Annotated in this window: 15 protein-coding genes; 9 read left to right on the top strand and 6 right to left on the bottom strand. The window is 54.4% G+C overall.

What is annotated here, in order from left to right; translation table 11 throughout:
* Window positions 1-658: 658 nt before the first annotated feature.
* Window positions 659-3472: a carbamoyl-phosphate synthase large subunit gene (gene carB, locus H7U12_RS01100; RefSeq protein ID WP_186631577.1), complete on the top strand. Its 2814-nt coding sequence runs from the start codon at window positions 659-661 to the stop codon at window positions 3470-3472.
* Window positions 3473-3861: 389 nt separating this feature from the next.
* On the opposite strand, the gene H7U12_RS01095 is transcribed toward carB, so the two are convergent.
* Together H7U12_RS01095 and H7U12_RS01090 are read right to left on the bottom strand one after the other, a co-directional pair.
* On the bottom strand, window positions 3862-5241 hold the full coding sequence (locus tag H7U12_RS01095; RefSeq protein ID WP_317170737.1) for an alanine/glycine:cation symporter family protein: 1380 nt from the start codon (window positions 5239-5241) through the stop codon (window positions 3862-3864).
* A gap of 333 nt (window positions 5242-5574) precedes the next feature.
* Window positions 5575-5979: a thiol-disulfide oxidoreductase DCC family protein gene (locus tag H7U12_RS01090; protein WP_186631575.1), complete on the bottom strand. Its 405-nt coding sequence runs from the start codon at window positions 5977-5979 to the stop codon at window positions 5575-5577.
* A 181-nt stretch (window positions 5980-6160) separates the two neighbouring features.
* Here H7U12_RS01090 and H7U12_RS01085 point away from each other — a divergent pair, with 181 nt between their 5' ends.
* The 3 genes from H7U12_RS01085 to H7U12_RS01075 all read left to right on the top strand — a co-directional run bounded on the left by H7U12_RS01085 (window position 6161) and on the right by H7U12_RS01075 (window position 8443).
* The gene (locus H7U12_RS01085) at window positions 6161-6589 is read left to right on the top strand and encodes a hypothetical protein (RefSeq protein ID WP_186631572.1); all 429 of its coding nucleotides are present in this window, start codon (window positions 6161-6163) and stop codon (window positions 6587-6589) included.
* Window positions 6590-6691: 102 nt separating this feature from the next.
* Window positions 6692-8197: an HTTM domain-containing protein gene (locus H7U12_RS01080; RefSeq protein ID WP_186631570.1), complete on the top strand. Its 1506-nt coding sequence runs from the start codon at window positions 6692-6694 to the stop codon at window positions 8195-8197.
* A gap of 69 nt (window positions 8198-8266) precedes the next feature.
* Window positions 8267-8443 carry a hypothetical protein gene (locus H7U12_RS01075; RefSeq protein ID WP_186631567.1) on the top strand — a complete coding sequence of 59 codons (177 nt, stop codon included), beginning with the start codon at window positions 8267-8269 and terminating at the stop codon, window positions 8441-8443.
* Between the two features lie 97 nt (window positions 8444-8540).
* Here H7U12_RS01075 and H7U12_RS01070 read toward each other — a convergent pair whose 3' ends face one another.
* A complete protein-coding gene (locus H7U12_RS01070; protein WP_206683846.1) occupies window positions 8541-9044 on the bottom strand; it encodes a hypothetical protein in 504 nt (167 codons plus the stop codon).
* A 268-nt stretch (window positions 9045-9312) separates the two neighbouring features.
* Here H7U12_RS01070 and H7U12_RS01065 point away from each other — a divergent pair, with 268 nt between their 5' ends.
* Window positions 9313-10671, top strand: a complete 1359-nt coding sequence (locus tag H7U12_RS01065; RefSeq protein ID WP_186631563.1) for a DEAD/DEAH box helicase — start codon at window positions 9313-9315, stop codon at window positions 10669-10671.
* Window positions 10672-10798: 127 nt separating this feature from the next.
* Here the strand turns inward: H7U12_RS01065 and H7U12_RS01060 are convergent, their stop codons facing one another.
* The gene (locus H7U12_RS01060) at window positions 10799-11203 is read right to left on the bottom strand and encodes a hypothetical protein (protein WP_186631560.1); all 405 of its coding nucleotides are present in this window, start codon (window positions 11201-11203) and stop codon (window positions 10799-10801) included.
* Window positions 11204-11476: 273 nt separating this feature from the next.
* Here H7U12_RS01060 and H7U12_RS01055 point away from each other — a divergent pair, with 273 nt between their 5' ends.
* The 3 genes from H7U12_RS01055 to H7U12_RS01045 all read left to right on the top strand — a co-directional run bounded on the left by H7U12_RS01055 (window position 11477) and on the right by H7U12_RS01045 (window position 14656).
* Window positions 11477-12628: an AI-2E family transporter gene (locus H7U12_RS01055; protein ID WP_186631557.1), complete on the top strand. Its 1152-nt coding sequence runs from the start codon at window positions 11477-11479 to the stop codon at window positions 12626-12628.
* Between the two features lie 267 nt (window positions 12629-12895).
* Complete coding sequence (locus H7U12_RS01050; RefSeq protein WP_186631554.1) at window positions 12896-14188, top strand: M20/M25/M40 family metallo-hydrolase; 1293 nt, start codon at window positions 12896-12898, stop codon at window positions 14186-14188.
* Window positions 14189-14230: 42 nt separating this feature from the next.
* On the top strand, window positions 14231-14656 hold the full coding sequence (locus H7U12_RS01045) for a lysozyme inhibitor LprI family protein (protein WP_186631551.1): 426 nt from the start codon (window positions 14231-14233) through the stop codon (window positions 14654-14656).
* 481 nt (window positions 14657-15137) lie between these two features.
* Here the strand turns inward: H7U12_RS01045 and H7U12_RS01040 are convergent, their stop codons facing one another.
* Both H7U12_RS01040 and H7U12_RS01035 read right to left on the bottom strand, forming a co-directional pair.
* Window positions 15138-17543 carry a TonB-dependent receptor gene (locus H7U12_RS01040; protein WP_186631548.1) on the bottom strand — a complete coding sequence of 802 codons (2406 nt, stop codon included), beginning with the start codon at window positions 17541-17543 and terminating at the stop codon, window positions 15138-15140.
* Between the two features lie 34 nt (window positions 17544-17577).
* A complete protein-coding gene (locus H7U12_RS01035; protein WP_186631545.1) occupies window positions 17578-18057 on the bottom strand; it encodes a GNAT family N-acetyltransferase in 480 nt (159 codons plus the stop codon).
* A gap of 251 nt (window positions 18058-18308) precedes the next feature.
* Between H7U12_RS01035 and H7U12_RS01030 the strand changes: the two genes are divergently transcribed.
* On the top strand, window positions 18309-19514 hold the full coding sequence (locus H7U12_RS01030) for a C40 family peptidase (protein ID WP_186631542.1): 1206 nt from the start codon (window positions 18309-18311) through the stop codon (window positions 19512-19514).
* The last annotated feature ends 326 nt before the right edge of the window (window positions 19515-19840 follow it).

Genomic DNA, 19840 nt, shown 5'->3' with positions numbered 1-19840 from the left:
GATACGAGAAGACAGCCGGCAGTTTTGCCGGATTCGTTTTCCTAGCAGCAGCCATGATCCTGCTACACTAATTGTCAACACGCCCTAATAAGTCACGGAAGTAAATCCGCGCCATAGAAGGGTATTCGTTTTCTTCTTGTCATCCTGAAAGGATCTTGGTAGCGAACAGTAATGACGCCGGGTAAGCTTCTCTAGCTCGTCCACAAGATCCTTTCAGGAAGACATAATGTATTTTATTTTGCTCAACGAAGGCGCGGATTTATTTTCTTGACTTGGACGGCGATTTACTCCTTGGTGATTCTCATAGGTCAGGAAACGCCAAAAGTTCGCGGTAAGGCAACGCAGCGATTTAAGGCAGTTTATACGTTTTAGGGCAGTTTCTGGGAAAATGGGCTTAAAACAGGCGTGGACCGGTTCCACATCCTACCATCTTTAGTAGCCTATCGGCTTAGTTTAGGCGTTTTGGACCTGAATTCCTAAACTAAGGCTGAACTCCGTTCGGCTTTATCATTGTTGCAATTGCAGTTCTGAGTTCGTTCTAAATTTGGAAGCGCGCCTACTCCGGAGTGATAAATTTATCGGCCCGCCGCAGTTTTTTAGCTTTTTCTAAACTTTCTACTGTAACTTTGGGCAATTTATACATACCTCTTTTCTACTAATGCCTAAAGATAATTCCATCAAGTCAGTCTTAATCATTGGTTCCGGGCCCATTGTGATCGGTCAGGCCTGCGAGTTCGACTACTCTGGCTCCCAAGCCGCACGCTCCCTCCGCGAAGAGGGAATTGAGGTAACCCTCATCAACTCCAACCCCGCCACCATCATGACGGATTCCATCACCGCGGACAACGTGTACCTGAAGCCGCTGGAGAAGAAATCCATCATTGAGATTTTGGAGAAGCACCAGATTGACGCGGTACTGCCTACCATGGGCGGACAAACGGCGCTGAACCTGGCCATTGATTGCGATAAAGCCGGCATCTGGAAGAAATACGGCGTGAAAATCATTGGCGTGGACATTGCCGCCATTGAGACCACTGAGGACCGCGAGAAATTCCGTCTGCTCATGATTGAACTGGGCGTGAACGTCTGCAAAGGCTCTACGGCTACCTCGTTCCTGGAAGGGAAAGAAATCGCCCAGGAAATTGGCTTCCCGCTGGTGATCCGTCCGTCGTTCACCCTGGGGGGTACCGGCGGTGGTTTCGTGAACACGCCCGAGGAATTTGACGCCGCGCTCAACCGTGGTCTGCACGCCAGCCCTACCCACGAGGTACTGGTGGAGCAAAGCATCATGGGCTGGAAAGAGTATGAGCTGGAACTGCTGCGCGACAACATCGGCAACGTGATCATCATCTGTTCCATCGAGAACTTTGACCCCATGGGCATCCACACCGGTGACTCCATCACCGTGGCCCCGGCCATGACCCTGCCAGATACCGTGTACCAGCGCATGCGCGACCTGGCCATCAAGATGATGAACGGCATCGGGCAGTTTGCCGGCGGCTGCAACGTGCAGTTCTCGGTGAGCCCCGAGGATGACACCATCATCGCCATTGAGATCAACCCGCGCGTGAGCCGCTCGTCGGCGCTGGCTTCTAAGGCTACCGGGTACCCTATCGCCAAAGTAGCCGCTAAACTGGCCATTGGCTATAACCTGGATGAACTGCAGAACTCCATCACCAAAACCACCTCGGCGTTCTTTGAGCCCGCGCTGGACTACGTGATTGTGAAGATACCGCGCTGGAACTTTGACAAGTTCAAAGGCGCAAACAAAACCCTGGGCTTGCAGATGAAATCAGTGGGCGAGGTCATGGGCATTGGCCGTACGTTCCAGGAAGCCTTGCAGAAGGCCTGCCAGAGCTTGGAGATCAAGCGGAACGGCTTGGGTGCCGATGGCAAGGAGAAAACCAACTATGACCAGCTGATGCACAGCCTGGCCAACCCGAGCTGGGACCGCCTGTTCACCATCAAAGACGCCATGAAGTTTGGGGTGGCCACCACCACCATCCAGAAAGTGACCAAGATTGACCCGTGGTTCCTGCAGCAGATTGAAGAGCTGGAACTGACGGAGCGCGAGATCCTGAAGCACACCATTGATTCCATTCCCGCAGATTTGATGCGCAGCGCCAAAGTGAAAGGCTTCGCGGATCGTCAGTTGGCTTATTTGCTGCGTTGCAAAGAAAGCCAGGTGCACGAGAAGCGCACCGGCATGGGCATCAAACGCGTGTTCAAAATGGTGGACACCTGCGCCGCCGAGTTTGAGGCCAAAACCCCGTACTACTACAGCACCTTTGACGGCGAGAACGAAAGCACCGTTACCGATCGCAAGAAAGTAGTGGTCTTAGGATCCGGCCCCAACCGCATTGGCCAAGGCATTGAGTTTGACTACTCCTGTGTACACGGTGTACTGGCCGCCCGCGAGTGTGGTTACGAGACCATCATGATCAACTGCAACCCCGAGACGGTTTCCACAGACTTTGACATCTCTGATAAGCTGTACTTTGAGCCGGTATTCTGGGAGCACATCTATGACATCATCCTGCACGAGAAACCGGAAGGCGTGATTGTACAGCTGGGCGGACAGACCGCGCTGAAGCTGGCCGAGAAACTGACTCGTTACGGCATCAAGATCATGGGCACCACCTATGAAAGCCTTGACTTAGCCGAAGACCGCGGCGCCTTCTCTACCCTGCTCAAAGAAAATAACATCCCGTACCCACCCTTCGCGAGCGTGACTTCTGCCGAGGAAGCGTTGGAGGTTTGCAAAGACCTGAAGTTCCCGCTGCTGGTGCGTCCTAGCTACGTATTGGGTGGTCAGAACATGAAGATCGTGATCAATGAGAAGGAACTGGAAGCGCAGGTACTGGACATCCTGAAAGACAGCCCCGGCAACCACGTGCTCCTGGACCACTTCCTGGACCGCGCCATTGAAGCCGAGGCCGATGCCATCTGCGACGGCGAGAACGTGCACATCATTGGGGTGATGGAGCACATTGAACCGGCCGGTATCCACTCCGGTGACTCCTACGCGGTACTGCCTCCGTTTGACCTGAGCGAGAACGTGCTCAACCAGATTGACGAGTACACGAAGAAGATCGCGCTGGCGCTGAATACCGTTGGTTTGATCAACATCCAGTTCGCCATCAAGAACGAGATCGTGTACATCATTGAAGCCAACCCTCGCGCCAGCCGTACCGTGCCGTTCATCGCCAAAGCCTACCAGGAGCCGTATGTGAACTACGCCGCCAAAGTGATGCTGGGCGAGAAAAAAGTAACCGACTTCACCTTCAACCCGGTGAAAAAGGGCTACGCCATCAAAGTACCGGTGTTCTCGCACAGCAAGTTCCCGGAAGTGACCAAGGAGTTAGGACCAGAAATGAAGTCAACCGGCGAAGCCATCTACTTCATTGACAACCTGGAAGACGAGTACTTCACCAAGATTTACGGTGAGCGCAACCTGTACCTGAGTATGTAGTGTTTGCGTATCAAGTAGTGCGTATCACGTAGCAAGACTTGTATTAAAAGAGGCGGTTCCCATAAAGGGACCGCCTCTTTCCGTTTTCGGGCTGTTTTCCCAAAAACGGAAAACGTCCTGCCGCAAGTTAGAGTGCAGCTCAACCTTGCGGCAGGACGTTTTCTGGCGCGAGTCTCCAGACTCGTGCCGATGGGTGCGTGGAGTCTCCAGACTCCCGTTTCCGGCTTGTGGTTCCCGGCGAGTCTGGAGACTCGCAGCACTCTTTGTCACGAGTCTTTAGACTCGCGCCAGCATAAAAAAGTAAATTCCGTTTTCGGGCTGTTTTCAAGAAAACAGCCCGAAAACGGAATCTCCTATCTTGCTACGTGATACCTGCTACTTGATACCCTTTAAAACTGCTTAATCTCTCCGGCCTTCAACCGGGCCAGATAATCTTTGGAGGCTGCCATCACTTTAGGCGACAGCAACAGGGCGCAGGTCATGGTGGGTATGGCCATGAGGGCGAAGGCCGTGTCTACCAGGTTAATCACCGAGGTGATGGTCACCACTGCCCCAATGATGATGGTAAGAATGTAGAAGTAGTCATACAGGCGGCGGTACTTGAACCCGAACAGGTAGGTGAAGCACTTGGAGCCGTAGTAGCAGTAAGAAAACAACGAGGTGAACGCGAAGATGAACACGCAGAGCACCAGCAGGTACTTGCCCACCTGCGGCATGGCCACCCCGAAGGCCTGAGCCGTCATGGTCACCCCGTTGCCGGAATTCGTTTCCCAGACGCCCGTCACCAGAATAGCTAGACCGGTCATGGTGCAGACCACAATGGTGTCAATGAACGGTTCCCACATAGCCACCAGACCCTCGCGCACCGGCTCATTGTTCTGCGACTCGCCGTGCATCATGGCGGCGGTGCCAATACCGGCCTCGTTGGAGAAAGACGCGCGCCGGGCGCCCATGATGATCACCTGCATCACGGCCCCGCCCATAACGGCGTTCCCGGTGAAGGCGTCTTCAAAAATAAGCGTGAACATATCAGGCACGGCCGAGATGTTGGAGAAGATGATGTACAGTACCGAGCCGGTGTAGAGCACCACCATGAGCGGCACCAATTTGGTAGCCACCGCGGCAATGCGTTTGAGGCCGCCAAACAAGATGATGGACACCAGCAGCGCCATGGCCATGCCCATGAACAGGTTGGAGACAAACGTATCTTCTCCCACCACGCCGCTGGGCTTCAGCACGACATCGGTGATGATCTGGGTGAGTTGGTTGGCCTGGAAAAGCGGCAAGGTGCCAAACAGACCGGCAAAGGCGAACAGGATAGACAAGGGCTTCCATTTCTCGCCCAAACCCTGTGTGACCATGTACATGGGTCCGCCTTCCACAGCGCCCAGTTCATTTTTGCCGCGGTACATGATGGAAAGGGTACAGGTAAAGAATTTGGTGGCCATGCCCACAAAGGCGCTCACCCACATCCAGAACAGCACGCCGGGTCCGCCCATGGCGATGCCCACGGCCACGCCACTGATGTTGCCCATGCCAATGGTAGAGGCCAGGGCGCTGGCCATGGCCTGAAACGGGGTGATTTGCCCGGCGGCGTTGGGATCCTGGTATTTTCCCTGCAGGATACTGAGGGAGTGCCTCATCATCCGGAACGGGATCAGGCGGCAATACAGCATCAGGAAGAGTCCTCCGCCCATCAATAAAATCAGCAGGGGCATGCCCCAGGCCAAACTGCTGGCCTCGGCCAGAAATGCATCTATCTTTTCCACTAGGTTGTATAAACGTACGTCAAGGCTGCTTCAGGAAAGCAGGCCGCAAAAGTAAGTGCCGTTTTTGACATCTTTTCACAAATCGGGCTTAAAAACGGCAATCTCTATAGATCAACTAGAGAACAGGATACAGAAGCGATTCTTACTGATTTTAGATCTGGCAGAAACGGCGCTGTTTCAGGGCTATTTTCTGAAAATGAGGCGCAAAACAACTGCTTGATTTTCCTGTCTACGTTGGAGGTGCTTCCATCAACTAAGAGGAAGAATACTTAGGCTATTTTATCCGGACACCGGAGTGTGGAGATCCTTTTCCGGTGCTTTCAGGAGGCAAGCTCAGGAAAGGAAGCGGGCTCTCAGGGCAGGAGTGGGCAGCATGCAGCTTTCCTGCTGCCCGAACCAACGGTAGCGGTTCCGGGAAACCCAGTCGTACAAAGGATCACGCAGAAACTTGGGTACGATCACCAGCGCGTACAGCCAGGACCAGCCTCCGCTCAGGCGGCGCACAATGCGCAGCGCGGCAGATGAGCGGGTATAGAGCTGTCCGTTCTCCAGCAGCAAGACACTTTTGAACTGCTCGGTGGGCAATCCGTGCGTTTTCAGCACCTGCTGGCCCACCTCGGACTGTAAGGAGGCGAACCGGAAATAACTTTCGGGATCATTGTTGATCACAAACTGCACAAATCCGTTACAAAGATTGCAGACGCCGTCAAACAGGATGGTAGGGGAAGTAGGGAGCATAAACCGATAGGTTAGTGGAGTGAGAGACCCGTTTTGATACGCACAATATAACACCCAGTTAGAGAACTTCACTCTTCCAATAAATTTTTAACGAAATATGGCACCTTTCTAAGAAGTGTGCGTAAAACATGAACTTGTAAAGCAAAACCAATTATAACCATTCATTAACCTGTCAAAAACTATGAAAAAGACATTTGTAAACCTGTTCGCAGTTGCCGCTTTAGTAGCGACTTCGGCTCTGACGTCCTGCTCAGGCAGCTCTGAGACTACCACGGACACTACTTCTACTGACATGAGCACCGAGTCTGGTACTACTACTGGAACTACGTCCTCTACTACTGGCACTACGGGCTCTACCGGTACTACTTACGGTACAACCGGCACCACTACTGGTACCACCACCGGAACTACTACCGGCACCACTGGTACAACTGGCACAACCGGTACTACTACTGGTACTACCACTGGCTCTACTACCGGAACTACAGGTACTACTGGCACCACTGGTACAACCGGAACAACCACTGGTACTACTACCGGAACTACAGGTACAACTGGCACTACCGGTTCTACCACTGGTACCACTACCGGCTCCACTACTGGTCTTTAATAGGCTGAGTGAACGTTCCTAGGAACGACGACCTGTATTGCAGAAAAGGCAAGGCCCACCGGTTTTGCCTTTTCTGTTTCCCCTCTCTTCACCCCACTCCCTATGCATCTACTTAGACAGTATCTGCATCGTGTATTCTACACAGATACCCGGGCACTTTCCTTCATGCGGATTTGGGTAGCCAGCGTTCTGCTGCTAGACATAGGCATCAGGGCAACAGACCTGGAGGCGCACTATTCCAACATGGGCATTTTGCCTTTGCACGCGCTGCACGCCAACGCCTGGAACCAGTATTTCTTCTCCTTCCACGCGCTCAGCGGCCTCTGGCAGTTTCAGCTGATTTTGTTTGCCGTGGCGGCCATCGCGGCCGTTTGCCTGCTGCTGGGGTATCATACCCGTTGGGCCACTTTCATTTCTTGGATTCTGCTGCTTTCCCTGCAAAACCGAAATCCGCTTATCTCCCAGTCCGGCGACAGCCTGCTCCGGATGCTGCTGTTCTGGGGCATGTTTCTACCCTGGCACCGCCACTACTCCATAGATGCCCGTCGTTCACTCACCTCACCCACCAACACCCACTACCTGAGCGTGGCCTCGGCGGCGTATATTCTACAGGTGGCGTGGGTCTACGTTTTCACCGCCCTGCTTAAGAGTGGCCCCGACTGGACCACCGATGGCACCGCCTTGTACTACGCCCTGAGCCTGGATCAGATTCTGATGCCCGGCGGCCGCATCCTCTATCAGTTCCCGCTGCTCATGAAGCAACTCACGCATGCCACCTACTTTCTGGAGTTATGGCTGCCGTTTGTGTTGCTGATCCCGTGGCGAAACACCTGGTTCAGGATGCTGTTCTTCCTCGCCATTGTGGGTCTGCACATCGGCATTAGCCTGTCATTGTTTGTGGGGCTGTTTTACCTGATCAGCATCTCGGCGGTGATGGGCTTACTGCCAACCCCGGTCATGGACACCGTAGACCGATACCTCAAAAAAGGCTACAGCAAACTGCACAAACGCTGGGCCCGGCTGGGCCAGGGAATGCGTTCCCCAATAGAAGTGCAAATGCACCTGAAATGGACCTCTAGCCGGTGGTCTGAGAATTTTCCGCTCCGGTATCTGCGCGAGGGACTGGTACTGGTGGCTTTGTTGCTGGCCTTCTGGTGGAACCTGAGCACCTTGGGCAAACCGTATTTTCAGGTTCCTGCGCAGTTACAGTGGGCGGCCTTGGTGCCGCGCCTTGACCAGAACTGGAGCATGTTCGCCCCTAACGTGTTCAAAGACGATGGCTGGTACGTGCTGGAAGGAATCACCAACGGTAAACAGAAAGTAGACCTGAACCAGCAAGGCAAGGAACCCGACACGGTGAAACCGGCCTCGGTGGTGAGCCTCTTCAAGAACGACCGTTGGCGCAAATACTCAGAGAATTTCCTGTTTGTGCCTAACGCGTACATGCGGCCCTACTACTGCTTTTACCTGATGCGCCGCTGGAACGAGGACCATCCCAAAAACGAGCAGATCAATGAACTGTCTGTGGTGTACATGAAGGAGTATTCCCTTCCAGACTACAAAACCGCGCCTATTCAACGGGAAGTCCTTTGCCACTGTAAGCCCTGACCCAGTTTGCGTTTTCACGCCGGATTCCTGAAACTGCCCCAATTTCATCTAACCTGAACGAAGCACCCTATGCCCCAAGGAGACAAATCTGCCGACACTGATAAACAGAAACGGCAAGCACAGCACATAGAAGAAAGCTACGAAAAACAGGGCCTCAGCGAAGAAGAAGCTGAGAAACGCGCCTGGGCCACCGTGAACAAGCAAGACGGCGTCGGCAAGAAAAGCGGCTCAGGCCGGAAGAAGTAAGATCGCTCAGGCAAAAAATGTAACAACCCGTTTAGAGCCTGCTTTCTTGAAAACAGGTCCTAAACGGGTTCTTGCGTTTTACGCTTCTTGCGCGCTGCTACACTTTCACCTTCCGCAGCCATTGGGCCACGCCACCGGCTACTACGCCCGCCAACAGGTAATACCCGATGGTAAGCGCCTGAGTTTGCTTGGTTCTGGCGCTGGGAGCTACGCCTAAGCCCATGGGTCCCGGCAAAACCACGCCGCCCACCCCGGCCACGGCCCCCAAAATAGACCCGCGCCACCAGGCTTTTTTGCCCGCTCCGGTTAAGCTGTAGTACAAACCGTTGGAGACAATGTCACCTACCAAAGACCAGGTGTGCAGTCTATCCGGCTCGGGGGGAGTTTGCCCGGCGTACCGCATCCCTTTGGAGATGGCGCGCATGCCCAGGATGTCCATGCGGGGGGCATTGGGGTAAAAACGGCGCACACTTTCATGCACCAGCGTCACCGCGAAGGCCCCGGCCAGGCCGGCCAGCCCTGACCGCAGCCATTTATTTATTCTTTTCTTAGAAGCTTTCTTGGTGGTTCTGGTGCGTGTATACTTGTTTTCCTGTTCCATGATGTAAGGTTTTATGCGTGACCTGGTTCCGCAGGTGCTATTATTCCAATTCTTATAAACCGATTTTGGACGTGAAGGTTGCCTTGCCCAGGACGTTGCCCGGAAAGCGGCTCCGGTAACGAAACTCGTTTTGAGGCTTCTTTGCCTAAAACAGGTCAAAAACGAGACTGAATCTTTTTGCCTATCTTTGTGTCTTCTAAGGATAGGCGCAATACAAGTGCTGCACCTTTTTCATGCTTGGCCATCCATACGGCCGTTACTTTTCATAATGACATTCTCAGAACTTAATTTAATAGAACCTCTGCTGCAGGCCCTGCAGGAAGAGGGATACTCTACTCCTACTCCCATTCAGGAACAAGCCATTCCGCCGGTATTGAACGGCGATGACCTGTTGGGTTGCGCCCAGACCGGAACCGGCAAAACCGCCGCCTTCAGCTTGCCGCTGTTGCAGCGGTTGCACGAGGCAGGTCCGGCCCACCCGGCCAAAGCCGTCCGGGCCCTGATCTTAACGCCCACCCGTGAGCTGGCCCTGCAGATTGGCGACAGCATCAAGGCGTACGGCCGATACACCAAAATCAAACACACCGTGGTGTTTGGCGGGGTAGGCCAGGTACCGCAGGTAGAGCAGATCAAACAGGGCGTGGACATCATCGTGGCTACCCCGGGCCGTTTGCTGGACCTGATGAACCAGGGACTGCTGTCTTTGAAGCACATTGAGACGTTTATCCTGGACGAGGCAGATCGCATGCTGGACATGGGCTTTATCCACGATGTCCGCAAAGTCATCGCCCAGATTCCTACCAACCGGCAGACGCTTTTATTCTCGGCCACCATGCCGCAGGAAATCCAGAAGCTTTCTTCCAGCATTCTGCGCGAGCCGGTGTACGTAGAGGTGACCCCGGTTTCTAGCACTGCGGAGAAAATTGCCCAGAAAGTGTATTTCGTGGACAAGACCACCAAACGGGCGTTGCTGAAACACCTGCTTAAAGGAGATGAAATCCAGCGGGCATTGGTTTTCTCGCGCACCAAACACGGCGCAGACCGCATCGCCAAAGAACTTTCCAAGGTAGGCATCTCGGCGCAATCCATCCACGGAGACAAAGCCCAGAGCACCCGCGTGAAAGCCTTGACGCAGTTCAAGAACAATGAATTGAAAGCACTGGTGGCCACGGATATCGCTGCGCGCGGCATTGACGTGGATGACTTAACGCACGTGATCAACGTAGACCTGCCCAACGAGCCTGAGACCTATGTGCACCGCATTGGCCGGACGGGCCGCGCCGGAGCCGAGGGGATGGCCCTCTCGTTCTGCGATGACACGGAACTGCCATACCTGCGTGACATTGAAAAACTCACCAAGCAGACCATTCCGGTGGAGGAAGACCAGCCATTCCACGTAGAATATTCCAAACTGCCCCTGGCGGGCGGAAAAGCCACCGACAAAGCTGCCAAAAAGAGCAATGGAGCCGGCGGCGGAAACAACGGCAACCGTGGCCCCAGAGGCGGCGGACAAAGCAGCGGCCAGGGAAACAGACGCCCAGACCAGCGCCGCAGCGGTTCTAGCCAGAACAGCGGAGGCAGCAGCCAGGGCGGCGGCAGAAACTCTGGTAACCGAGGTAACCGATAAGAATCACTCTTATAACAACAGAAAAGCCGGATGCTGTACAGCACCCGGCTTTTCTGTTTCTGTCAAACTTGTTTTCAGTAGAACACCTTTCTACGGTGCCGCTTACTGCGCCAAGTTCAACGTATCCTTAGGAATTGTAACCTGTATTGTGTTGGTCAGAAGAATACTGGCCTTTGTTGGCTTTCGACTTCTTGCCCAGTTTACCGGCGATGTCAGATTTGTTGATGCTGGCTTTGGCTTGTCCAATCCAGCCTTGGTTGTTGGCTACCCAGTAAGAAGCGCCTAACAAAGCGGCTCCGCCTAATACTTTTTGGGTAGTGCTCATGCTGCTATAAGAACGAGACACGGTAGTTCCCAGGTCTTTCACAGACTGTGGCATCTGAATGTTGCTCAGGCCGCTAGAGATGCTGCCTAAGATCCCGCTTTGTCCGCTTTGCCCCTGGCTTCTAGAAGAGTTCTGAGCTGAATCTTGTGAGTAAGAAGTAGCGTCTTGTGGGGCAGCACCCGGCTGGTTGTTAAATTGATTTTCCATAATTTTAAGAAGTGTTAGATGTATAGATCGTTTCCTTGCCTCCGAAGCAGTCTGCCCCGGGTCGCCGCTTTCATTGATCGGCGAATCCATTTTATCGAAATTGCGCCCGAATAGTTGCGCCGCCTTCTAACTTTTCTACTATTTTTTTAAAACTCCGGCGCAAGGTTCCGGCAAGGCCCTTCGGCCGAAATATGCTTCCATTAATATATATCGGGACACCTCTTATTTACGTAAGTCTCCGTATATCTTGAACTTGCCATATTTCACCAGACCATGCCGCACGCAACTCCTTCCCCGCCAGCCAACCAAGACCAGCTACAGGTGTTTCTTCGGAAAGTATTAGTAGTAGCGCTGTTGGCGGTCATCCTTTTCGTAGTCTACACCGTTCTAAAACTGGCCTTTGAGGTCTTTCTGGTCTTCTTTGCCGCCGTCTTGTTTGGCATTCTGCTGCACGGCCTCAGCAGTTTCCTACATCGGCACCTGAAGCTGCCGTACAAATGGTCTCTGGGCGTGGTCTGCCTGCTGTTGGTAGCGGCCATCGTGGGTTTTTCTATGTACCTGGGGCCCAGTTTGTCGCAGCAAGGGGAAGAATTGCGCCGGAGCCTCCCGGCCACCTTGGAGAAACTAAAAGGGCATATCGCTTCTTTGCCGTACGGCGAGCAGTTATTGAAGCAGATTTCTTCCCCGGAGAAACTGCTCCAGAGTCAGGGTTCTGCCATGAAAAACGCGTTTTCGGTCTTTTATAGCACGTTTGGGGCCTTGGCGAATATCTTGATCGTTCTGGTCATTGGCATCTATCTGGCCGTCTCGCCGCAGGAAACCGCCGATGGTTTGGTGCGGCTGGTGCCCAAGCCCCGCCGCACCCGGGCCCGGGAAGTCATTCACGTGCTACGCTACACCTTGTGGGGTTGGCTGAAGGGCACTCTGCTGGCCATGGCCGTGATTGGCACCCTTACCACCATCGGGTTGTGGATTATTGGCGTGCCGCTGCCGCTTCTGCTGGGCGTGTTTGCCGGCCTCATGGAGTTTATCCCCAACTTAGGCCCTTTCATTGCCGGCTTGCCGGCCGTGGCCCTCGCCTTGGTGCAGGACCCCGGCAAAGCCCTTACCGTTGTGCTGTTCTTTGTAGCGCTGCAAAGCGTGGAAGGGTACATTCTTACGCCTTTGGTTCAGAAACGCATCATTGACCTGCCGCCCATCTTAACCATCATCGGGCAGGTGGTGCTGGGGCTCATTGCCGGCCCCTGGGGTTTGTTACTGGCCGTGCCCATGGTAGCGGTCATCATGGTGCTGGTGAAAATGCTCTACATTGAAGATGTGTTAGGCGATCATGACGTGGAGGTGAAAGGGGAAGACGAAGCCATTGCCAAGGAAGAACACCAGTCCGCAGGTCAGGAGAACCGGCCCACTGGAGCTGGCGCGTAATGGCTGTGCACGGCTCCCGTTTATGGTCTCTTTTCCTGAAAACAGCCCCAAAACAAACCTGCCACTGCAAAGGCCGCCCTTCGAAAACGTACGTACATATTGACGGCTCCCTCTGCCGGAAAGCAGGCGGCCGCTTTCCTTCCAGAACGCATTTGACACCCTTCCTCTGCCGTGACCAAGAGCTGATTTCGTTTGCAGGAAGTTTATTTACAAAAGCGACTATCTTTACCGCTCATTGGTTACTGTCCTCTTATCCTCACCTACGCTATGATCTTAAAAAAGACCCTTTCGCTCTGCCTGGCCCTGCTTCCCTTCACCGGGGTGTTGGCCCAGAAAACCATCCAGCAGAAAGACGTGACCCGCATCATCCGCACCCTGGCCGCCGATGACATGATGGGCCGCCAGACCTTCACGCCCGGCATTGAGAAAGCCGCCGATTTCATCTCCAATGAATTCAAGAGCATCGGCCTGGCACCTTTAACCGGCGACACAGACTTCCGGCAGGAGTTCAAGATGTACGCCCTGAAACCCAGCAAAGCCGATGTCACGCTCAACAAGGTATCTCTGAACCCAGACGAGTTCTTCTACAGCACCGTGCACCGCAAGTTTGAGTGGGAAGAGAAAGCGCCCAAACCCGTGTTCATTGGCGAGAACGATGATTTCCGGCAGGGACTTACCACCGCCCGCAAGCTGAACAAAGACGTCCTGATTGTTGTGCACCCCAAACACCAGGAGCTGTTCAAGCGGTACGCCGGCTCTTTCCGGCAGCCCCGCCCGGTGATGGAGTTGGGCAAAGGCAACACCCTTATTTTCGTGCTTTCCACGCTCACTGAGGTGACTTCCTTCAACATCGAGATCAAGAACGACGTGGAGGAAATGCCGCTGACCAACGTGGCCGGCATGATCCCCGGCAAACGCGCGAACGAGTACGTGGTATTCTCGGGCCACTATGACCACATTGGAATGATGAAACCCGTGGCCGGTGACTCCATCGCGAACGGCGCTGATGACGATGCCTCGGGCACCACGGCCGTGATCACCCTGGCCCGCCACTTCAAGAAACAGAGCAAACCGGAGCGGACGCTCATCTTCGTGGCGTTCACCGCCGAGGAAATCGGGGGCTTCGGGTCGCAGTACTTCTCCCAGCAACTGAACCCCGACGAGATTGTGGCCATGTTCAACATCGAGATGATCGGGAAAGGCTCTAAGTTCGGCCCCAACAGCGCGTACATCACCGGCTTTGAGAAATCAGACTTCGGGACGTTGCTGCAGCAGGCCGTGAAAGGCACGCCGTACAGTTTCCACCCAGACCCGTACCCCAGCCAGAACCTGTTCTACCGCTCAGACAACGCCACCCTGGCCCGCCTGGGCGTTCCGGCCCACACCATCTCCTCCGTGCAGATAGACAAAGACAAACTCTACCACTCCGTAGATGACGAGGTAGAAAGCCTGGACATGGCGCACATGACCAACATGATCAAAGCCATCGCCATGGGGGCGAAGGATTTTGTGCAGGGTAAGAAAACGCCCAAGCGCGTGGATAAATCGCAGGTGCAATAAGGTAGTTGCTAGTTATTCGTTATCAGTTATCAGACCTACGTTGTGGAATTCAAGCTGTTTTTACTGGCCTTGCTCCTGACTTTTTCTTTTTCCAGTGCTGCGTTGGCGCAAGAAAAGCAAGACCCTATTGACGTTACCCTCACCAAGTGCCTTGACCAAAAGGAAAACCAAACCACCGCCGGTATGTGCCATTGCACCTACACTGCGTTGGAAGAATGGGACAAGAAACTCAACGCCACCTACAAAAGCCTTCTGCCAAAACTAAATGCCTCGGCAAAGACCAGTTTGGTGACGGCCCAACGGCAATGGGTTCTATTCAAGGAAAAAGAAATCAACCTGATTGATGCAACTTACGGGAAAGCCGACGGAACTATGTGGCAAGTGGTGAGAGCAACCAAAGTCCTCAGCCTTACCAAAGACAGGGCGGTTGAATTGGAATCATTGCTGGAAACCCTGCCGGAACTCTAAGCGTCCTGTTTAGGAGCTGAATTTGGCAAACTTCTATTAATATCGTTTCGGGCCTGTTTTCATAAAACAGGCCCGAAACGATATTTGCTGTTTAAACCAGAACGCATTGTTTTTAACACCTTTTGAAAAAGCACGTGTAAAACAGAGAATTGAATTAAATCAGCAACTTCAGAGCAGCACTTCCCTCCTCTTATGTCATCCATCCTGAAAGAATCTTGCGCGCGAACAAGGGAAGTACTTAAATAAGCGAACTACAGCTTGCCCACAAGATCTTTCCAAGATGACAGTGGGTGCGGGTGTTGACCTCGTAGTGTGCGAAGCTCCTTCGAGTGTCACCTCTATAACAAAAGACCTCACAGGTTTTCAAAACCTGTGAGGTCTAAACAATTGGCTTCTGCTTTTGGCCTACTTTTCTGAAAAGAGGCCTAAAACGGGAACCGGTTTCGTTTCAAAATCAATGATTCATCTACGCGCAAATCACTTAGAAATTCCCTCTTAACGTCAACACCAGATTGCGCCCCGGGGCGCTCACCCCGGAGGCATACACGCGGTAGAACTGATCTGTGATGTTCTCCAGCGCAGCCTGGAACTGGAGCCGCGGGTGGAACTGATAGGCGGTTCTCAGGTTCAGCGTGTACCAGGCGGGAACACCCTGCGGCGTGGCGTACTGCAGATTGTCTTCGCCCACCGGGTTGTAGTCTTCCAGGTGTTTCCAGCCGTTGTACTGCACGAAGAACTCAGAACGGAACTTGGGCAGGGTCAGGAACAGGCTCGTTTTCCCGTAGACCGGCGGAATATGGTCCAGCGGCGTTTCATTGGGCGATGATTGGATGCGCCCGTAGGTGTACGTGAGCGTGGACGCCAGCCGGAACGCCTGGGTAAGATCTGCGTTCACGGAGCCCGTAACCCCGTAGACGTACGCTTTGTTCGCATTCACGCTGGCCACCACGCGGCTCAGTTGCCCGTTGTATTCCAGCTCATTCTGTCCCTGAAAGGTGAAGGGTTGAGTGGTGATGGCATCGCGGTACCAGGTATAGAAACCGGTTCCTTCTACCCGCACGCTCTGCGCTACGGTTTTCCCGATAGAGAGCTCGGCATTGTAGGTGTATTCCGGTTTCAGGTTGGGATTGGGCACCACCAACTGCCCGGCCGTGGATTCAAACACTTTCGCCAAATCATCTACGTTGGGTGCCCGGAACCCCGAGGAGGCCACGGCGGCAAACCGCCACTCCCGCCCCGGCTGGAAGACCAGCCCCAGGTTGCCGTTGACGGCGGTGTTTTTCTGGCTCACGGCATCAAACGGAAACGGGAAGAAGGTTTTATCACCGGAAAAATCAGCGTTCAGTTCTACCCGGCTCACGCGCACGCCATCGGAAAGAATCCAGCGCGGGCTGATCTCCCAGGTGTGGGTAAAGTAAGCCGCCGCGGTGCGCATGTCTGAGCCGCCGCTGGGATAACGGGTGTCCAGGGGCGTGCGCTCGCCGGTGGTCAGGTTAGTGCCGTAAGCCCGGGAAGAGACTTCATTGTAAGTTCCTTCCAGCCCGTAGCGGAGCTCGTGCTCGCCCAGCAAACGGCTGGCATCAGCGTTCAAGGTATAGACATCCACGTGCTCAAAACGGCTTTGCAAGGGGCTGCGGTTGAAGCGGCGGTTGTGGCGGCTTTCCTCCACGCTTTGATAAGCGGCGGTCACACGCACATCCTCCAGCCAACCTCGGCCCTTGGTGGCGAAGGTGTAGGCAGCCAGCCAGCGTTCCTGCGGTCCGTAGTACCATTCACCGTGGTTCAGGCGGCCCTGGGCATCTACCTCGGTGAGGCGGTCGTAGCGCGGAATGTCTGAGGAGGTGGAGAACTGCACGTTCAGCAAGTGCGAGGTAGTGGCCGAGGGCTGAAACAAGACCTTTTGCAAGACATCGTACTGTTTGTAGCCCGAGAACTTTTGCACGTTGATGTTGGCATTCGGCACCATCACATCTTCGCCGTTCACCCGCTGGGCAAAGTACGGCCGAAGGCCCCAGTTGCCGTAGAACGGGTTGCGGTTCTTGCCCTGCCGCAGATCATCGAAGTCTGAATACGTGAAGCTGGTAAAACTCCCCCACTTGCGGCCACCGATGGAAAAGTCGGCGTGGCCGGTTTTCTCCTGGTTGGCAGTGGCGTAACGGGTGAAAGCACTGCCCGTCACGTGGGTGCCGGCGCTGTCGCCCAGAACCGGGTTTTTGGTGTAAAAATGGATCACTCCGCCCAACGCATCAGACCCGTACACCACCGATCCCGGCCCAAACACCACTTCTACTTTCTCCAGCGAAGCGTTGTCTACCGTGATCACGTTCTGCAGGTGCCCGCCGCGGTAAATGGCGTTGTTCAGGCGCACGCCGTCTATGACCATGAGTACTTTGTTGGCCTCAAAGCCGCGCAGGATGGGACTGCCGCCCCCGGCCTGGCTTTTCTGCACCAGCACCTGCCCGGTTTGCTGCAGGACATCGGCGGTGGTCTGGTTGCTCTGGAAGGCGAGTTCGCGGGCTTTCAACACCTGGATTTGCTGGGGCACATCGGCCCGCTTCTCCTCAAACTTACTCGCCGACACCACCACTTCGTCCAGCGAATAACTACGTTCTGAGAGCAGCACCCGGTACTGCATGGTCTTCAGTTGGTTCACGGCCAAGGTGCGGGACTTGTAGTCGGCCCGGTCAAACCGGAGGCTATCGGTATCCTGGAACCCGCGGGTGCTGAACCTGCCTTTGGCATCGGTGAGGAGGGCTGGGCCGCCCTGGGTGGGCACCACCCGCACGCCTGCCAGCGGCTGAAGCGTTGCCCGGTCCTGCACCACGGCACTCTGCGCCGTGGCCGCCAGGGGTACTACCACCAGCAACAGAGATAAAATTGATTTCATAGAAGGGGGGAAATAATAAATAAAGGCAGTAGGGTCAAAGCGCCAGCTCCATTTTGATATCGGCGCGCTTGTATTCTTTGAGTTCATCGGGCACCTCCACAAACCCCAGCTTGTGGTACAGGTGCAGGGCCGTTTCCAGTTTCCGGTTAGAGAGCAGCATCAACGTGGAGGCGCCCAGTTCGCGGGCTTTCTGGATGGCGGCCTCGCCCAGACGTTTGCCGATTTTCAGGCCCTGGGCTTGGTCGTCCACGGCCATTTTGGCCAGCTCATAGGTGTGGTCATCTACCCTGATGAGCGCGCAGGTGCCCACGATCTCGCCCTGGTACTCGGCCATGAAGATGTGGCCGCCTTTGGCAATGATGTAGCCGTCTGGATCGCCCAGCGATTTAAAGTCCAGCTCCTCCATCTCAAAGTAATGCTCAATCCAGGCCTGGTTCAACTCCCGAAAGCGGGCGGCATGGGCGGGCGTATAGTTAATGATGGTAACAGGAGCGGCGGTTTCGGGAATAGGCATGTGGTTCATTTTTACTATTCCGCAAAGATAGGGTGTGCGCCGGGCGTTTTGAATCCGTTTTGAGGAAAACAGGCCCAAAGCAGGTTCATCAGGAGGTTTTTACTTTGCGGGTGTTTTGCCCAAAAGAGGCTTAAAACGCGCTGAACTGAAAAAGAATACATGCCCTAAAATAGACATCCTGAACGACTTCTCCGCGCTTCCTGTTCTGAATAAAACGAAAAGCCCTATCTTTCGCCAACAGAACATCGCACATGAAAAAAACCGCATCCTTCCTCCTGTTGCTGAGTTTCCTGACGGCCTGCTCCAGCAGCAAACCAAGCCCAGAGGTAGTGGCATCCGCGCAGGCCGTGGCGTCACCGGCGCCTACCGCGCACACGCCGCACATTGAGGCCGTTCGGCAGCAATTTGCCCCAGACAAGCGCGTCGCGCTCTTCGCCGTGAAAACCAACGGACTCGTCTTGACCGGTGAGACCAACATGACCGAAGCCAAGAAAGCGTTGCTGGACCGCCTGCAAGCGGCTGGCATTTCTTACCAGGACAGCATTCAGGTACTGCCGCAGGCGGAGTTGAAAGGCAACCATCTGGCGGTGGTCACCCTATCGGTCGCCAACCTGCGCTCTGAGCCCAAGCACCCCGCTGAACTCGCCACGCAGGCCACCATGGGTACCCCGCTGCGCGTCTGGAAACAGAATGATGGCTGGTACCTGGTGCAGACCCCAGACAAATACCTTGCTTGGGTAGACGGCGCGGGCATCAAGCTCATGAACGAGACCACCTTTGCCGCTTGGCAGCAAGGCGAAAAACTACTCTACACGCACCCTTACGGCTTTGCCTATGCCGCGCCCAACGCGCAAGGTGCCACCGTCTCTGACCTGGTGTACGGTGATGTGATGGTGCTGAAAAGCCAAAGCAAAGGATTCCATGAGGTTTCTTTCCCCGATGGCCGCACGGCCTTTGTTCCTTCCGCTGAAGTGCAGAAATACAGTGACTGGACCGCTACCCGCAAACCTACCGAGCAGAACCTGGTGGAAACCTCTAAGCGCCTGCTCGGCCTTCCTTACCTGTGGGGCGGCACCTCGTTTAAAGGCGTAGATTGCAGCGGCTTCACCAAAACCGTGTACTTCATGAACGGCCTGGTGTTACCCCGTGATGCCTCCCAGCAGGTACACGTTGGCGAACTCATTGATACCAAAGACGGCTTCCAGAACCTGCGCCCCGGCGATCTCCTTTTCTTCGGATCTCCGGCCAAAGAAGGTAAATCCGAGCGCATCATCCACGTGGGCATGTGGATCGGGAACAATGAGTTCATCCACTCGGCAGGCCGCGTGCGCATCAACAGCATGGACCCCATCGCCCCCAACCATGACGCCTACGAACTGAAACGTTTCCTGCGCGCCAAACGCATCTCGCCGGAAGCCACGCTGATTGACCTGAGAACCGCGTCGCTGTTTCAATAAGCGTATATAGAGGAATGCAAGAGGTGTGCTTTGGACCTGGTTTTCATAAATCAGGCCCAAAGCACACCTCTTTTTTATGCCTGAATAAACCCAGAATCTACTCTGAGATGATGTTTCCTGCTTCAGCACAGGACGAAGGCCTACGTGAGGCCAAGGCCTGTGTTGAAGTAAGTAGTGGCAGTTCAAGCAGCAGAGGCTTGCGTTTCCTATGCAACAGAGGACGGCAGCAGGGTGGTACCTTTTATTGAAGAAAAGACTGTCTGAGCGTCAGCGAGTTTCTTTTCTTCATGATTCTTTTGGTTACTTTTCTCATCCAGGAGAAAAGT

This window comes from Rufibacter sediminis, from assembly GCF_014269285.1.
In the GTDB taxonomy this organism is placed as follows: domain Bacteria; phylum Bacteroidota; class Bacteroidia; order Cytophagales; family Hymenobacteraceae; genus Nibribacter; species Nibribacter sediminis.
This window is presented reverse-complemented; position numbering and strand designations above follow the sequence as displayed.

Excerpts from the sequence above, each read along its gene's own strand:
- carB (WP_186631577.1), top strand. The coding sequence starts at position 659 with ATGCCTAAAGATAATTCCATCAAGTCAGTCTTAATCATTGGTTCCGGG.
- H7U12_RS01090 (WP_186631575.1), bottom strand. The coding sequence starts at position 5,979 with ATGCTCCCTACTTCCCCTACCATCCTGTTTGACGGCGTCTGCAATCTT.
- H7U12_RS01085 (WP_186631572.1), top strand. The coding sequence starts at position 6,161 with ATGAAAAAGACATTTGTAAACCTGTTCGCAGTTGCCGCTTTAGTAGCG.
- H7U12_RS01080 (WP_186631570.1), top strand. The coding sequence starts at position 6,692 with ATGCATCTACTTAGACAGTATCTGCATCGTGTATTCTACACAGATACC.
- H7U12_RS01075 (WP_186631567.1), top strand. The coding sequence starts at position 8,267 with ATGCCCCAAGGAGACAAATCTGCCGACACTGATAAACAGAAACGGCAA.
- H7U12_RS01070 (WP_206683846.1), bottom strand. The coding sequence starts at position 9,044 with ATGGAACAGGAAAACAAGTATACACGCACCAGAACCACCAAGAAAGCT.
- H7U12_RS01065 (WP_186631563.1), top strand. The coding sequence starts at position 9,313 with ATGACATTCTCAGAACTTAATTTAATAGAACCTCTGCTGCAGGCCCTG.
- H7U12_RS01060 (WP_186631560.1), bottom strand. The coding sequence starts at position 11,203 with ATGGAAAATCAATTTAACAACCAGCCGGGTGCTGCCCCACAAGACGCT.
- H7U12_RS01055 (WP_186631557.1), top strand. The coding sequence starts at position 11,477 with ATGCCGCACGCAACTCCTTCCCCGCCAGCCAACCAAGACCAGCTACAG.
- H7U12_RS01050 (WP_186631554.1), top strand. The coding sequence starts at position 12,896 with ATGATCTTAAAAAAGACCCTTTCGCTCTGCCTGGCCCTGCTTCCCTTC.
- H7U12_RS01040 (WP_186631548.1), bottom strand. The coding sequence starts at position 17,543 with ATGAAATCAATTTTATCTCTGTTGCTGGTGGTAGTACCCCTGGCGGCC.
- H7U12_RS01035 (WP_186631545.1), bottom strand. The coding sequence starts at position 18,057 with ATGCCTATTCCCGAAACCGCCGCTCCTGTTACCATCATTAACTATACG.
- H7U12_RS01030 (WP_186631542.1), top strand. The coding sequence starts at position 18,309 with ATGAAAAAAACCGCATCCTTCCTCCTGTTGCTGAGTTTCCTGACGGCC.